The sequence below is a fragment of the Chryseobacterium suipulveris genome (assembly GCF_022811685.1).
GTDB classification, from domain to species: Bacteria; Bacteroidota; Bacteroidia; order Flavobacteriales; family Weeksellaceae; genus Kaistella; species Kaistella suipulveris.
On record NZ_CP094532.1, the window covers coordinates 1,849,979 to 1,865,723 of the forward strand.

Genomic DNA, 15,745 nt, shown 5'->3' on the forward strand with positions numbered 1-15,745 from the left:
ATATTAAAAAAGTAGAAATGAACAATAAAGAGTTTTTCAGTAAAGAAAGTGAGGTTTTAGGTCATCCGGCGGGATTATTTGTTTTGTTTTTCACAGAAATGTGGGAAAGGTTTTCGTTCTACGGAATGCGCGCGCTACTCGTTTTGTTCCTCGTTAGTTCGCTTGGAATCGGCGGTTGGGATTGGCCGAGAGAAAACGCGCTCGCTCTTTACGGGACTTATCTCGCACTACTCTACCTCACTCCGATCATCGGCGGACAACTTGCAGACCGTTATCTCGGTTACCGAAAAGCCATCATCATCGGTGCATTGATTATGACTTTGGGTCATGCGTCGATGGCGATTGAAAGCAGCAAATTTTTTTTGTATTTAGGACTGTTTCTTCTCGTTGTGGGAACTGGATTCTTTAAACCGAATATGACGTCTTTTATTTCCGTTCTTTATCAGGATCATCCCGAGAAGAAAGACGGCGCCTACACCATTTTTTATATGGGAGTAAATGCGGGAGCTTTCCTCGGAATTATGCTTTGCGGTTATCTTGGCGAAAATCTCGGTTGGAGTTGGGGTTTCGGTTTGGCGGGAATCTTTATGTTTTTGGGGCTGCTTCAGTTTTGGCTTTCTGAAAAAATATTTGGCGATGTGGGCAAAAAACCAACTTTCGATAATGACGAAATCGAGAGCGACGACCACCAAATCATTCACGATAAAAGAAATCCGTTTACCCTTTTAGATAAGATCCTAATCGGAATTGTTTCTGTTTTCGGTTTGACTTGGGTAATTAATGATCCGCTCTCAAAAATCACCAAATACAACGTTTTCGAATTTGGCGGTAAAGATTTTTCGGGGCCGATCATCATCGCGACACTGCTTATCTTTATTTTCATCTTAGTTTCCAGAACGCTGCGTTACAGTAAAATCACGAGAGACCGACTTTTTGCGGTGATGATTATCGCGTCAATCATTATTTTCTTCTGGGCAAGTTTTGAACAAGCGGGAGGTTCGATGAGTATTTTTGCAAAAGACTATATCAACCGAGTTCTTTCGGGGAACAGCGCCTATATTTTCAATATTGTGGATATCATTATCACGGTGGTTCCAGTTGCGTTTATTTCGTACGTTCTTTTTCTTTTGGTTAAAAAAACTTTCAAGAACTTCATGGCGGCGAATGCGGTTTTGGTTGCTTGTTTTTTGATTATCTGGGGCTTGATCTTCTGGAAAATTTATTACGGATTCAATACCTTTTCCTACGAAATTTCAGTTCCCAATGCAGGAAATACAATGGTGAGAACTTCCGACAATCTTTCGAACGGTGAAAAAGTTTTTGTAATTGACGTCGATAAAAACGGTAAGAATTTCAAACTGATCGATGCTGCAAAAGCTCAGGATGTAAAGGAAGCGCAAACCGCGACCGTCGTTCAGAAAAAAGAGAGCGAAATTGAAATTCCTGCAACCTGGTTTTTGATCCTGAACTCGTTGTTCATCATTCTTTTTGCACCGCTGATGTCGAAATGGTGGGAAAGTAAATTCAATCCTTCACTGGCTGGAAAATACGCGATTGGACTTACATTCTTGGCGATCGGTTTTGCATTTTTAGCATTTGGAGCGAAAGACATTCCGCAAGGTGCGAAAACAGCTTCTGTAAGTTTTGTCTGGCTTATTTTGGCTTATCTGTTCCACACATTGGGCGAACTTTGCGTGCAACCCGTTGGTTTGTCGTACGTGAGCAAACTCGTTCCCGCAAGAATGATCGCGTTTATGTTTGGAGTTTGGTATCTTGCACTCGCGATCGGAAACAAGACTTCTGGAAAACTCGGCGCGATGATCGACGACATTACCAATAAATACGATATCTCGACCTTCTTCCTGATTTTCACAGCGATTCCGATTGCGATTGCCGTGATTGCGTTGATGCTGCATTCTGTGCTGAAAAAGTTGATGCACGGCGTGAAATAGTGAAAAAAGATTATTGTAAATTTAGGATGAGATTTATTTAATCTGGTTTTTGTGAAAACTTTGTATGGCATTGTTAAACGAAGTGCCGTTGTTTAGCTTAAAAATATGCGGTCTTTTATTTAAAAAATTCTTTGCGAGCTTTGCGAGAAAAAAATCCTATCAAAGCCAAACAAGGCCAAATTAATTTTCCTGTTCCAAATTGAAGGACAGACAAATCGTAGATTCGCCGAGTCCATTTGATAAAACTAAAAAAGGAGGCAAAGGCGCTAATGCTCATTAAAGTTATACCAAGTTTTAAATGCTCAAGAAGCAAAAAAAACCAAAATATTTAACTTTCAATCATTATTAAAATCAAAAAGATATGCGAATTTTTACTGTACTTTTTTTCGTTCTCTGCTCGGTTTTCACTTTTGCACAGGTAAAGTGGATGACCTTGGAACAGGCACTGAAAGCACAGGAAACCCAACCCAAAAAAATACTGATTGATTTCTATGCCGATTGGTGCGGTCCGTGTAAGCTGATGGAAAAAAACACCTACAACCATCCCGTTGTTGCGCAGTACATTAACCAAAATTATTACCCCGTAAAATTCGATGCCGAGGGAAAAGAAACCGTAAAACTGTATGGCAGAAGTTTCTCCAACGCAGATTTTGTGAGCGGGAAAAGAAGAAATTCGCTGCACGACTTCACCAAATTTATGAACGTCAATTCGGTTCCTTCCGTCGTTTTTCTTGACGAGCAAGGTAGTCCGATTACGATTCTCAACGGATTTCTCACGGCAAAAGAACTTGATCCCTACCTGAAAATTATCTCCGACGACAGCTACAAGAAATTCAAATCCCGCGCGGAATGGGAAAACTATCAGAAAAAAATGAAATCGGAAATAAAAGATTAAAAATTAATTAATAATGAAGAATTAATAATTAATAATTTAACGGTCTTCGGTCTTCGGACATCCGACTTCCGTCTCCAATCTCCAATCTCTTGTCTCCCATCTTCCCTCTTCTATGAATTTAGATTCCCCGATTCACGACATTAAGGGCATCGGTCCCGAAAGAGCCAAATTCATCTCGAGTGTTTTGGGAATCTACACGGTGGAAGACTTTCTGACATTCTACCCATTACGCTATATCGACAAAAGCAGGATCGTGAAAGTTGGCGACCTTAAAGAAGAACCCGACGCGGAAATTCAGTTGAGGGGAAAAATTACCGACCTTCAGGAAATCGTTTATGGAAAAGGAAACAAACGCCTCACAGCAAAATTCCGCGATGAGACGGGAACGCTCGAACTGGTCTGGTTCCGATACTCAAAATGGATGAAGGAGCAGATTCCCATCAACCGCGAACTGTTTATTTTCGGCAAGGTGAATCTCTTTAACGGTAATTTTTCAATGGCACACCCAGAAATTGAAACCGATGAAAAGAAGGCACTTTCAGGTACTTTACTCCCCATTTATCCGGGAAGCGAAAGACTTTCAAAAAGAGGAATCAACAACAAGTTTTTTCAAAATGTTCTGTTTGAAATTTTAAGAAACTTACCGTCATTAACTGAAGAAAATCTTCCTGCATCATTAATGAAAAATTTAAAGTTAATGGGCAGAATTCAGGCGTTCTATAATATTCATTTTCCAAAAGACCTGGCTTATTTCGAACAAGCCAACCGAAGGTTGAAATTTGAGGAAGCTTTCTTTTTCCAGCTCGGTTACGGTCTTAAAAAGCAGCACCATAAAACTTCGGTTGCAGGAAATCCGTTCCCGATTGTCGGTGAAAATTTCAATCAATTCTACGACCATTTTTTACCGTTTGAACTGACCAATGCGCAAAAAAGAGTTTTAAAGGAAATCCGCAACGATATGAAAAAACCTGTGCAGATGAACCGTCTTTTGCAGGGCGATGTAGGTTCAGGAAAAACGATGGTCGCACTGCTTTCGATGCTTATCGCGATGGACAACGGTTTTCAAAGCTGTATGATGGCACCGACGGAAATTCTCGCGCAGCAACATTTCAACGGAATCTCGGAACTTTTAGAAAATACCAATATCAAAGTCCGATTGTTGACCGGCTCAACAAAAACTGCAGAACGAAAAATCATCCACGACGAACTTCTAAGCGGTGAACTTTCAATTTTGGTGGGAACACACGCTGTTTTGGAAGATGTGGTACAGTTTCGTAAACTTGGTTTGGCAATCATCGACGAACAGCACCGTTTCGGTGTTGCCCAACGCGCGAAACTTTGGGCAAAAAATAAGATTCCGCCACATATTTTGGTGATGACGGCGACTCCGATTCCACGTACTTTGGCGATGAGTTTTTATTCCGATCTTGATGTTTCCATTATCGACGAAATGCCTGTCGGAAGAAAACCCATTATCACCGCTCACCGACGGGAAAAAGACCGGCTCACCGTTTTCCGTTTCGCAAAAGAAGAAATCGACAAAGGAAGACAGGTTTATTTCGTTTATCCTTTAATTGAAGAATCAGAAACTTTGGACTATAAAAACCTGATGGAAAACCTGGAACACATCATCGAATTTTTTGCGGACGAGAATGTGACGATGCTCCACGGAAGGATGAAACCCGAAGAAAAGGAAGCGAATATGAAATATTTTGCTTCGGGAAAGGCGCAGATTATGGTTGCAACCACGGTGATCGAAGTCGGCGTAAATGTTCCCAACGCATCGGTGATGGTGATCGAAAGCGCAGAAAGATTCGGCTTATCGCAACTGCACCAACTTCGCGGTAGAGTCGGTCGCGGTGCGGAACAGAGTTACTGCATCCTGCTCACATCCGACAAACTGACCACGGAAAGCCGCACCAGAATTAAGACGATGACCGAAACCAACGATGGATTCAGGATTTCCGAAGTCGATATGCAGCTTCGAGGACCTGGAGATATTCTGGGAACACAGCAAAGCGGCGTTGTTGATTTTAAAAAACTCGATTTGGTTCAGGACGGAAACATCATCAAGACCGCGAAATCGGTCGTGGAACAGCTCATCGAAAAAGATCCGCATCTGCAAAATCCCGAAAACGCTTCTTTAAGGAATTATTACATTAAGCAGTACAAAGGGAAAAATAAGTGGGGAAGGATTTCTTAGGATTGTTGAAACTTTTTTTTTGACTTTGACTTTAAAAAGATTGAACTCCTACGGAGTTCTGTTTGACTGAATTATTTTGCTACAAAGAGAAAACTCTTACGGAGTTTAAAAGGATTTCGTTAATTTTCAATAGTAGTTTCTCTTTTTTTAATTGCAATTTGATCGAACCAATCTTTTGTTCATTAGTGGTTATGGCTTAATACTGATGCTAAAAATCTTTCATATTTTGTGGCTCCCTCAAAATTATTTTTTGATATTTTTGTCTTTATGAAAAAATCGGCGGCGTTTCTCCTTATTCTCTTCACCACAATTGTTTTCGCGCAGTCGAAGATTACGGTGATCAAAGCTGAGGACAGAAATCCTCTCGCGAATGCCGCGGTTTCGTGCAACGGAAAAATTTTAGGCAGAACCAATGTGCAGGGAATTCTGGAATTCAGAACCCGCTGCAAAAAAGTAAATGTGAATGCCGCAGGATTTTATGAGGACGATGTGGTGGTGGATAAAGTAATGGAGGCAGAATTGGTGAGAGTCGATCCCAAACTTCAGTCGATCCAGACCATTATCATCGAGGACAAAAGTGATCCGCGAGCATTGGCGATTCTCCAAAAGGTAAACGATAATTACCGAAACAATTCTCCTCAAAGTTTAGATTCCTACTCCTTTAAATCCTATGAAAAAATCTCGCTTGATTTTGACGAAGACAGCATCAATATTTATAGAAACACTATTTCAAACAAACTAGATTCGCTGAAAACTTTGCCTGCGAAAGAACTCAATGAAAAGAAAAAGAAGGACTCGATTGAAAATGTAAAAATAATGCAGCTTTTCACCAAGAGCAAGCTGTTTCTTTGGGAAAGGGCTTCAGAATTTCTTTATTCAAAAACTTACGGCGAAAAGATCAATATTCTCGACAACCGGATTGCAGGTTTGCAGGAGCCTGTTTACGAAATGATGGCATTGCGATCCAACAGAAACCGGATTCCGAGAGAAGTGCGTGAAGAGAACCGTTCGCTTTACCGCTTCTTCTTGACCGACAGTATCGAGATCGACGGCAGAAAAAACTACGTGATTCGCTTTCGCGATGCGGGCAAGAAAACGATGGCACAGCGCAGGAATTTCAACGGTTTGATTTATGTCGATGCACAAACTTACGGACTGAAAAAAATCGAAAGCCAGAGCAAAAAGAAAAGCGAGGGAAGCATCACGAGTATTTGGATTCCCATTCACGACAAGTGGTTTCTGTCAAAAGAAAACCTCAAGATCAGGATGGGAATGACCTACATCGACGAGAAATACACGAAGGACGAAAAAACCGGAGAAAAAACTGAAAACAAAGACCGAAAGCGCTTTGGAAACTATGTTTATATGATCGCCGATTACTTTGATTTTCAAACGCCCATTAACGAAAACAAAAAAGATTTTGAGGGATACTCGATGGCTGTGAAAAACTCGGACGGATCGGTTATTCAAAAATTTCGAACAGATTCTTTGACGATAAGGGAGAAACTCACCTATTCCAAAATCGACAGCGTCGGAAAAAAGTACAGTCTGGATCAGAAAATAACGGCTTTAAGAGGATTGCTTTATGGCGACCTCCGTTTAGGAAAAGTAAACTTAGATGTGACAGATTTGGTGCAGTACAATAATTACGAAGGATTCCGCCTCGGTTTGACACTGAAAGGAAACGAAAAACTCAACCGCTACATTTCGCCAGACGTCTATATTGCTTATGGTTTTAAAGACAAGGGATGGAAATATGGAGCGGGAATCGATGTAAAAACCACTTTAGACAAAGAATCTTTTTTTCGTGCAGAATACTATAACGATGTAAAAGCTGCAGGTAGATTTAACCAGGATTTATGGAATATAAGAATGAGAATCATGAATTCGGGAATTGACCTGAACAATGGAAATTTCTATCAATACCAAGGTGCAAAGGTCTCATTTCAGAACGATTTGACCAATTCGCTGACATTGAAGATTGCCGCAAAAAAAGATATAGAGGAGGCAAAATTCCAGTATGGATTTATGAATTTGGGAAACCGTTTCGATAATTTTTCATCGCAGCTCACGCTCCATTATTCGCCGCGGTCAAAGAACATTATGACTCCCTCCGGAAAATATACTTATGAGCCAAACTATCCCGATTTTTTCATTAATTATGAACAGGGAATGAAAGTTTTCGGAGGAACTCTAAATTTCAGTAGGTTCGACTTTCTGATGCAGCACAGTTTCAAAACCAAGATTGGTGTAACAGGATTTCGAGTATACAGCGGGCTGACTTTAGGAGAAGCGCCGATTTGGCATCACTTCTCTGTCGATGGGTTGGGAAATGGCGAAAATTCCTTGAACTTCAACCTTACTTCCTATCTCGGTTTTGCAACCATGAAAGGAGGAAAATATTATAACGACAAGTTTTTCGGATATTATTTCACCCACAGAATTCCTTGGTATTTCCGCACATTGGGCAAATCGACTTCCAGTTTCGACTTGGTTTACAAAGGAGGCATCGGAAATATGAAAAACCCTGAATATCACCATTTTGATTTTGAAAACCTGAACAAACTTTACCAGGAAGTTGGACTGGAATACAACAATTTCTTAGGAACCTCGTTCAATCTCGGGTTTTTCTACCGAATCGGAAATTATGCAACTCCGAGATTCGGAGAAAACTTCGCAATACAATTCAAATTTGAATTCTTAGGATTTTAAAACATGAAAAATATACAGATTAAGGCATCAAATTTTTTCGAACTGCTCAAATCCAGAGACACTTCGATGTGGAAAATTTTCTCGCAGATGATTGATGGCGAGGAAAAGGAAATCATCTTTTTGGATGACGAGGAAAAAGTTTTGTTCAACTACATCCTTCCTTCAACGCTGGAAAAACTCAATGAGGATCGGGAAAAATTCGCAAAAGAGTATGCGGAGAAAATTTCGGGATTGAATTGATATTATTGATAACTTTTTACCAAAAATCAAGCTTCCTCGTAACTTTTAGAATGAGATTTATCGCAAATTTGATTTGCTTTATTCATCAACTAAAGTAGCAGAGACTTCGAATAAATTCACTGATTAAGTGAAAGATTCAAAACGAATTGACTCGTCTTCTTTGCCAGCTAAATCATTTGTAAAATCATTGAAAATCTTTTCGAGCTTTTTAAAAATTCGAAATGCACAACAAGTAAAACTTTAATAAAATTTTAAACACCTAATCTTCAGATTTCAAGTTGACTGAAAGTAACTTTGTAATAGATTTTCAGTTATGAAAAAATACATCGCCGCAACTTCGGTTCTGTTGACAGGACAGAAAGCTATTAACCCATAAAAAAACCGTTTCGCACTGACGGCTCCAAAAGAATTGAAATCCTGCGAGCTCACTTTGGGCGCCAATCGACGAACGCGTAATCAACCTTTCGGTGAAATGGAAACTGTAGTATTTGCGACGGTCTATTCCAGTTTAACCTGAAAGCCGGAAACGGACAGGTAATCCTTACCAGTGAAGGTTACACCACCAAATCTGCTTGCGTAACGGCATTGAATCGGTAAGGAAAAATGCGCCCGACGACACGAAATTCGAGAGAAAAGATTCCACAAATGGGAAATTCTACTTCAACCTGAAAGCCGGAAATGGACAAATCATCGGTTCCAGCCAAATGTATGAAGCCGAAAACGGAATCGAATCCGTGAAAAAGAACGCACCGGACGCTTCTGTGGAAGAGGAAACTGAATAAATTTATGAGCTGTTTATAATTAATTCAGAAGAAAAATAATATCTGGAAATTTTCTTTACCCCGACCCTAAAGGGCGGAAAATTTCCCATAAAAAAAATAGCTTTAGTTTAACAATATTTTAAGAAAATGCTTTGATTTGTCGATGCATTTTTTTATTTTTGGAAAAACCGAGATTTAAGCAGTATGGGACACTTACCGAAGTTAATTGAAGACTTGGCTTTGATCTTGATTGTGGCGGCATTCGTCGTCCTCATCTTCCGAAAAATAAAGCAGCCCTTAGTTTTAGGATACATTATCGCGGGATTTCTGGTGAGTCCGAATTTCAAGATTTTTCCATCGGTTGTTGACAACGAAAATATTAAGACGCTTGCCGAAATCGGCGTGATCTTCCTGCTTTTCAGCTTAGGTCTGGAATTCAGTTTCAAGAAACTTTTGAATGTGGGCGGATCCGCTTCTATTACAGCATTTGTAGAGATTATCTTTATTACGATTGCTGGATATTTCACAGGAAAAATGCTCGGTTGGAGCACGATGGATTCGATGTTCCTCGGTGGGATGCTCGCAAGTTCCTCGACCACGATTATTATCCGCGCCTTTGATGAGCTCGGCGTCAAAACCAAGAACTTTGCTAAAACCGTTTTCGGCGTCCTCGTTGTGGAAGACATTGTGGTGATTTTGCTGATGGTGTTACTTTCAACAATCGCGGTTACCAAAGAGTTTGAAGGTACGCAAATCCTCTTTACAGTAGCAAAACTTCTGTTCTTCCTCATCCTCTGGTTTCTGCTCGGAATCTTCCTGCTCCCGACTTTCCTTAAGAAAATCAAAGACCTTATCGATGAAGAAATCCTGATGATCCTCTCCATCGGTCTTTGTCTCGGAATGGTTCTGATCGCGACTTCTGTAGGTTTTTCTGCCGAACTTGGCGCTTTCGTAATGGGTTCCATAATCGCTGAAACGACAGTTGCCGAAAAAATCGAACATACCCTAAAATCCGTGAAAGATCTTTTTGGAGCAGTATTCTTCGTTTCTGTCGGAATGATGATTAACTACAATGATATGATCGTTTATGCGATTCCAATTCTTGCGGTTACTTTTCTGACCTTATTCGGCAAACTTTTCAGTTCCACTTTAGGTGCACTGCTTTCAGGACAGCCATTAAAACAATCCGTCCAGGTCGGAATGAGTATGGCACAAATCGGTGAATTTGCATTTATTGTGGCTACTTTGGGACTTTCGCTTGGTGTGATTTCGGACTTTCTGTTTCCTGTCGCAGTCGGTGTTTCAGCCATTACCACCTTCACCACGCCTTATATGATTAAACTTTCTGAACCTTTCTACAACTGGATCGTGAAAGTTACCCCACAAAAATATATCGACCGAATCAACAAATATTCTTCCAACACCCAAAGCATTCAGGTTGAAAACAGTTGGCAAGTTCTGCTAAAAAATTATGCGCGGATTATTCTTGTTAATGGCATCATCATTATTGGGATTTATCTTCTGTGCTCCAAGTTCATCATCCCAAACATTAACGAACATCTTGATAATAACGACATAAAAAATATTATTGGAATTGCACTTCCTATTTTGTCTGCACTACCCTTTTTATGGGCTTTAATGATGAAAAGACCAAGTTCCGGTGCATACGGCGAACTTTGGCAGAAAGCAAAATATAACCGCGGTCCCCTCTTGATTATTGAGATTTTCCGGATCATCCTGGGAATTCTGACCCTCGGTTTTTTCCTCGACCGATTTGCATCGACGCAGATTTCGATTTTTATCACGATTCCTGTCGCCGTGATCATCCTCGTCCTATTCAACAAAAGAATTAACCGCTTCTACAACAGGATCGAAAAAAGGTTTATCCGCAATCTCAACGACCGCTCCGAACAAAATGTGCAACCCGATGCTGTAACAAAACTCGCCGGAAACAGCGAAATTAAATCGAGTCTCGCTGCATGGGACGTCCATATTCTTGAGCTTGAAGTTAACCCTCTCGCCGACTATATTGGCAAAAAACTGATCGACTTGCAGTGGCGCGAAAAATACAATGTCAACATCGGCTATATCAAACGCGGAGACAAACTCATCCATACTCCCGACCGACACCAGGTTCTGATGCCGCACGACAAAGTGGGAATCATCACTACCGACGACGAATTTCAGATTTTCAAACCCGTTTTCGACAGCTTCGAAAAACCCGAAGAAACTAATGTGAATGAGGTTAAGTTGGGAAAAATTCTTATCAATAGACATTCTCCTGCGAAAAATCTAACCATCCGCCAATCGGGAATCCGCGACAAAACCGATGGACTTGTTGTTGCAATAAGACGTGGCGAGGAACGAATCCTAAATCCTGAATCCACAGAAATCCTTCGGGAAGACGATATTGTTTTTGTGGTCGGGAACAAAAAGAAAATCGAGAAACTGAATGTGGAGATTTAGGAATAAAAATTAGTGGAAATTGGTGGATATCCGTGGCGGAATTACAATACCAAACGCTGATGTTGAAGCGAACCACGGGCAAAGTTCAACAGCAAACCTAATTTGCATCCAGAAATTTTCAGAAAATTAATGGTTTGTGAAATATGTTCGTCTGTCACTTGCGCCACACATTTTACCTCAAGAATAATTTTGTCGAAAACGACAAAATTCGCCAAATATTGATGTGGCAAAATTTCACCCTTAAAAACGACATGATAAGGTCTGCTTCTCTGAAAAGGAATTCCCGCCTGTCTGAAAGCAACTTCCAGCGCATCCTGATAGATAATTTCAGAGAAACCATGCCCTAAAATCCTGTGCACTTCCATACAGACACCGATAATTTTGTAGGATTCTTCCTTGTAAATAAGCTCACTCATAACTCGCCACTAATAACACAAATTTACACTAATTATCTAACCTTTAATCTAAAAAAAATATCAACCGCAACATCTACCAAACATCGTTATTCGTAGATTTGCAGCAATTATTGAACAATGACCAAAGAAGAACTTTTAAACAAAGCCGTAAAAATCGCAAGTCGCGCGCACCGCGGACAAACCGACAAATTTGGAGCGCCCTACATCGGCCATATTATGCGGGTGATGAACTACGGAAAAACCTACGACGAAAAAATCGTGGGTGTACTGCACGACGTTATCGAAGACTGCCCGGAAATCACGCTTGAATATCTTTTGCAGGAAGGTTTCCCAAATCATATTATTTTTGCGATCGAGTGTCTGACGAAAAATCCACCTGATCAGGACTATACGGAATTTGTACAACAAACGGAAAAATCCCCACTTGCGGTTTCGGTGAAGCTTAACGATTTGCGTGACAATATGGACTTAACGAGATTCACGAAACCCATTACCGAAAAGGATATGAAAAGGTTGAACAAATACCTGAACGCCTATCTCTATCTCAAGGAAAAATATTAGAAGAATGCAAAAAAAACCGTCTCCAGTTTGGAGACGGCCTTCTAAAAAACGCCATGAATTCTAATTATTAATGATAATCTTCATTGCTTTTTCTCTGGAAGCGTTCAGGAACACGTCATACGCGGCCATAATTTCATCCAGTTTGAAGCGGTGGGTAATCATTTTAGAAAGGTCAATTTTGTCGGCTGCAACCGTTTTCAGAAGCATCGGTGTTGTGTTGGTATTTACCAAACCAGTAGTAATGGTGAGGTTTTTGATCCAAAGATCCTGGATTTCAAAATCCACTTTTTGTCCGTGTACACCTACGTTAGCGATGTGACCACCAGGTTTCACGATTTTTTGGCAGATATTCCAGGTTGGAGGAACACCCACTGCTTCAATCGCAACATCGCAACCATCTTCACCAACGATTTCTTTGATCTGATCCAGTAGATTTGCTGCTGAAGAATTAATCGCGTGAGTTGCTCCCAATTCTTTTGCCAAAGCAAGTCGGTTATCGTCCAGATCCACCATTACCAGTTTACTTGGGGAGTAGAACTGTGCAGTAAGCAGTGCAGACATTCCAACAGGACCGCCTCCCACAATCACTACGGTTTCGCCGGGTTTAACCTGTCCGTACTGAACACCGATTTCGTGACCAGTCGGTAAGATGTCGCTCAATAACACTGCGATTTCATCGTCGATTTGTGGTGGAATTTTGTAGAGAGAATTATCCGCAAACGGGATTCTCACATACTCCGCCTGAGTTCCGTCGATCAGGTGTCCCAGAATCCAGCCACCGCCATTTTTACAATGAGAGTACAGTTGTTTCTTACAATTTTCGCAGCTTCCGCAGGAAGTAATGCAGGAAATCAGGACTTTGTCGCCTTTCTTAAAGGAAGTTACGTTTTCGCCGGCTTCCTCAATAATTCCAATTCCTTCATGGCCGAGAATTGTTCCGGGTTTCATGTAAAGATTTTTCCCTTTGTAAATTCCCAGGTCAGTTCCGCAGATGGTCGTTTTGCTCATTTTCACGATCACATCTGTAGGGTCAATAATCTTAGGCATCGGTTTTTCTTCCAATGCGATGGCATGATCGCCATTGTAAACTAAAGCTTTCATAATGAACTGATTAATTACCTAAAATTAAGAAATAAGGAAATGCAAATTTTCAGAAATGAGATGAATCAGAAATCAGTTTTTATTCAAAAAAAAGTGGTAATTTGTAAGAATTAAAGTTAGTCAGCGGTTTTTTCGGAATCGTCGAGAAGCTGGTTAAGTTCCTTCATTTCTGCAGAAGTCAGATCGCGCCACTTTCCGATGGGGAGGTCGAGTTTGATGTTCATGATTCGGATCCGCTTCAGTTTCTTGACTTCATAACCGAGGAATTCGCACATTCTGCGGATTTGGCGGTTTAATCCCTGAGTCAAAATAATTCTGAAGGAAAGCGTGTCGAGCTGCTCCACTTCACACTTGTTGGTGACGGTTCCGAGGATTGGAACACCGTTTCTCATCTTCTCCAAAAATTTTTGGGTAATAGGTTTATCGACACGCACAATATATTCCTTTTCGTGGTTGTTTCTCGCGCGGAGAATTTTATTGACGATATCGCCATCAGAAGTCAGCATAATCAGTCCTTCACTGGGTTTATCGAGCCGACCGATTGGGAAAATCCGTTTTGGGTGATTTACAAAATCTACGATATTGTTCTTTTCGCGTTTTGTATCGGTGGTGCAAACTATTCCGACAGGTTTATTCAGAACGATGTACACGTGTTCTTCTTCAGTTTTCTTAATGGAAATTCCATCCACAAAAATTTCATCTCCATCGGAAACTTTCGTTCCCAGTTCCGGTTTCTTTCCGTTAATAGTAATCCGTCCCTGCTCGAGAAGTTTGTCGGCTTCTCGTCGCGAACAGTAACCGACTTCCGAAAGATATTTGTTGATGCGCGTTTTTTCCAAAATCTATAAAGTTTTATTGCTGAAGAAAATCAATCCGTACGAAAAGCCAACGAAAACACTGGAGTTCCCGTCTAAAACCTGATTTTCAAGATAAAGCTGAAACTTATTTCCGAGTCGGTTAGCTGCTGGAATTACCTTCCCGATTCCCAAACCGACGAATCCTGCATTTGTTGCCGCAGTTTGGTTGATCTTCATACCTGCATTGGCAAAGATATAGGTAAACTCCTCATCTTTCGGATCGCCCAGAAAAAAAGAAGGTTGCGCGGTGAGGTAAAGCAGATGGTAATTGGGATCGATATACGAATAACGGATTCCTGAACTGAGTGCAAAACGGTTCCACGGCTGAAAACCAACCTGTCCGCTGAAACCATAATTGAATTTTCCTGGCGGAAGCTGACTGCGCTCATAATCCGTTTTTGCATTTTTGTCTCGAATGATGGATGCCAAATCAAAACCGACATTGGCTTCAATTGAGCTAAACAAACCGAGTTTATGGTTTTCTGATTTTTGTGCGGAAACAAAAATTCCTGCTAATAATAGAAAAGGAACAATATATTTAGTCATTCTCTGAAAATCTAAAATCGTTCTCCAAATATTTCGACGAGCCATTTTCGATGGAATACTCCCCTATTTTCGTTCGTCGCAATCCCGTCAAATATGCGCCAACTCCCAGTTCCTGACCGAAGTCGTGTGCCAAACTTCTGATATAGGTTCCCTTCGAACAACCAACTGTGAAACGCACAAAAGGCAGATCGATTTCAATTTGGTTAAGATAATGAATCGTGGTTTTGCGAGACTTCATTTCAACTTCCTCGCCTTTTCTTGCCAAATCGTAAGCTCTTTTCCCATCCACTTTTATGGCGGAAAAAACGGGTGGTTTCTGATCGACTTCGCCAACGAATTTGGCTAAAGTCTCTTTAATAAAATCCTCGGAAATATGCGAGTAATCCTGATGGAGAATTTCGGGCTTTTCTGTGTCATAGGATTCGGTCTGAACGCCGATCTTGATTTCGGTGAAATACTCTTTCGGTGCGTCCTGGATTTCGGGAATTTTCTTGGTGAACTTTCCTGTGCAGACGATGAGCAGACCCGTTGCTTTCGGATCCAAAGTTCCAGCGTGACCGATTTTGAATTTCTTCGGAAGGTTGAATTCGCTTTTCAGCTTGTACTTCAGTTTGTTCACTGCCTGAAAACTCGTCCAGTCCAAAGGTTTGTCGAGGAGGATAATTTGTCCGTGTAGTAATTCTTCAGATGTCATAAAGTTTTTTTCCCGATATCATTAATTTCTTTATCATAATCTTTAGCTTTAAATCTATTAATAAGAACAAAGAGAAGTATTGACAATAATGATATTATAAGTTTTGTGTAATAAGAGGAATAATCATAATGTTTATTGAAAAATAAAGATAAAAATGATTTAATATTTATTAACAAAACAACTACACTATAGATATTTATCAGTTTAATTGAAAGTCTTTCTTTATTCAAAAGACATAGTAAAATAATTAGGGCAAAAATAAAAGTACAAACTGCAAAAATATTATGGTAAAGTCCATAATTGAAAGCGAATATTTAACGGTATAAAAAATAATTCTAAAA

Annotated in this window: 12 protein-coding genes and 1 pseudogene; 8 read left to right on the forward strand and 5 right to left on the reverse strand. The window is 40.4% G+C overall.

Features of this window, described 5'->3' with window-relative positions; all coding sequences use genetic code 11:
- Window positions 1–17: 17 nt before the first annotated feature.
- The 7 genes and pseudogenes from MTP09_RS08725 to MTP09_RS08755 all read left to right on the forward strand — a co-directional run bounded on the left by MTP09_RS08725 (window position 18) and on the right by MTP09_RS08755 (window position 11,229).
- A complete protein-coding gene (locus tag MTP09_RS08725) occupies window positions 18–1,952 on the forward strand; it encodes a peptide MFS transporter (protein WP_243547975.1) in 1,935 nt (644 codons plus the stop codon).
- Between the two features lie 361 nt (window positions 1,953–2,313).
- Complete coding sequence (locus MTP09_RS08730; RefSeq protein ID WP_243547976.1) at window positions 2,314–2,847, forward strand: thioredoxin family protein; 534 nt, start codon at window positions 2,314–2,316, stop codon at window positions 2,845–2,847.
- Between the two features lie 112 nt (window positions 2,848–2,959).
- Window positions 2,960–5,050 carry an ATP-dependent DNA helicase RecG gene (gene recG, locus MTP09_RS08735; RefSeq protein WP_243547978.1) on the forward strand — a complete coding sequence of 697 codons (2,091 nt, stop codon included), beginning with the start codon at window positions 2,960–2,962 and terminating at the stop codon, window positions 5,048–5,050.
- A 267-nt stretch (window positions 5,051–5,317) separates the two neighbouring features.
- On the forward strand, window positions 5,318–7,762 hold the full coding sequence (locus tag MTP09_RS08740) for a DUF5686 family protein (protein ID WP_243547980.1): 2,445 nt from the start codon (window positions 5,318–5,320) through the stop codon (window positions 7,760–7,762).
- 3 nt (window positions 7,763–7,765) lie between these two features.
- Entirely contained in the window at window positions 7,766–8,002 is a 237-nt protein-coding gene (locus MTP09_RS08745; RefSeq protein WP_243547982.1) for a hypothetical protein, read from the forward strand.
- Between the two features lie 486 nt (window positions 8,003–8,488).
- Window positions 8,489–8,784: pseudogene (locus MTP09_RS08750) on the forward strand (YegP family protein).
- Between the two features lie 183 nt (window positions 8,785–8,967).
- Complete coding sequence (locus MTP09_RS08755) at window positions 8,968–11,229, forward strand: cation:proton antiporter domain-containing protein (protein ID WP_243547984.1); 2,262 nt, start codon at window positions 8,968–8,970, stop codon at window positions 11,227–11,229.
- Window positions 11,230–11,270: 41 nt separating this feature from the next.
- Here MTP09_RS08755 and MTP09_RS08760 read toward each other — a convergent pair whose 3' ends face one another.
- The gene (locus tag MTP09_RS08760) at window positions 11,271–11,645 is read right to left on the reverse strand and encodes a GxxExxY protein (protein ID WP_243547986.1); all 375 of its coding nucleotides are present in this window, start codon (window positions 11,643–11,645) and stop codon (window positions 11,271–11,273) included.
- A 117-nt stretch (window positions 11,646–11,762) separates the two neighbouring features.
- On the opposite strand from MTP09_RS08760, the gene MTP09_RS08765 reads away from it, so the two are divergent.
- Window positions 11,763–12,206, forward strand: coding sequence for a phosphohydrolase (locus tag MTP09_RS08765; protein ID WP_243547988.1), 444 nt, complete (start codon window positions 11,763–11,765; stop codon window positions 12,204–12,206).
- A 60-nt stretch (window positions 12,207–12,266) separates the two neighbouring features.
- Here MTP09_RS08765 and MTP09_RS08770 read toward each other — a convergent pair whose 3' ends face one another.
- The 4 genes from MTP09_RS08770 to truB all read right to left on the reverse strand — a co-directional run bounded on the left by MTP09_RS08770 (window position 12,267) and on the right by truB (window position 15,404).
- A complete protein-coding gene (locus MTP09_RS08770) occupies window positions 12,267–13,307 on the reverse strand; it encodes a zinc-dependent alcohol dehydrogenase family protein (RefSeq protein ID WP_243547990.1) in 1,041 nt (346 codons plus the stop codon).
- Between the two features lie 116 nt (window positions 13,308–13,423).
- A complete protein-coding gene (gene rluF, locus MTP09_RS08775; RefSeq protein WP_243547992.1) occupies window positions 13,424–14,146 on the reverse strand; it encodes a 23S rRNA pseudouridine(2604) synthase RluF in 723 nt (240 codons plus the stop codon).
- A gap of 3 nt (window positions 14,147–14,149) precedes the next feature.
- Window positions 14,150–14,710 (reverse strand): hypothetical protein, encoded by a 561-nt coding sequence (locus tag MTP09_RS08780; RefSeq protein WP_243547994.1) that lies wholly within the window; start codon window positions 14,708–14,710, stop codon window positions 14,150–14,152.
- Window positions 14,703–15,404, reverse strand: coding sequence for a tRNA pseudouridine(55) synthase TruB (truB, locus tag MTP09_RS08785; protein ID WP_243547997.1), 702 nt, complete (start codon window positions 15,402–15,404; stop codon window positions 14,703–14,705). The genes MTP09_RS08780 and truB overlap by 8 nt, the downstream gene beginning before the upstream one ends.
- Between the last annotated feature and the right edge of the window lie 341 nt (window positions 15,405–15,745).